The sequence below is a fragment of the Cellulomonas sp. P4_A2 genome (assembly GCF_056402515.1).
Genome location: NZ_JBFUHG010000112.1, coordinates 1 through 452 on the forward strand (window position 1 = coordinate 1; position 452 = coordinate 452).

Genomic DNA, 452 nt, shown 5'->3' on the forward strand with positions numbered 1-452 from the left:
ATCGTCGGGGAACCAGACCCCCCAGGAGTCGGGTGCCGAGCCGATACGGATGCGGGCTGGGGCAGATGCTGAAGAGGTCATATCGCCCACACTCCCGGCCTCGGAAGACGGGTGTCAAGGCTTCGTCCTTATGTCCGGACAAAATGTTGACAGGGTTCCGGAGAGAGGGCTAGACCTGGGGGCAGCCGCTCCGGTCGCCGGTCGAAGGGATGCGTATGCCTGAGATGTACGACGTGATCACCATGGGGCGGATCGGGGTGGATCTCTACCCGCTCCAGACCGGTCTGCCGCTGGCTCAGGTCGACACATTCGGAAAGTTTCTCGGCGGCTCACCGACCAATGTGGCCGTCGCGGCGGCCCGGCTCGGCAGACGGACGGCGGTGGTGACGCGCACCGGCCGGGACGCGTTCGGGGACTATCTCCACCAGCAGCTGCGGGAGTTCGGGGTGGAC

1 protein-coding gene is annotated in these 452 nt (G+C 65.9%); it reads left to right on the top strand.

Translation table 11 applies throughout. From position 1 onward, the window contains the following. Positions 1-224 precede the first annotated feature (224 nt). On the top strand, positions 225-452 hold a 228-nt coding region (locus tag AC1DUE_RS20335; protein ID WP_477041215.1), incomplete at its 3' end, for a PfkB family carbohydrate kinase.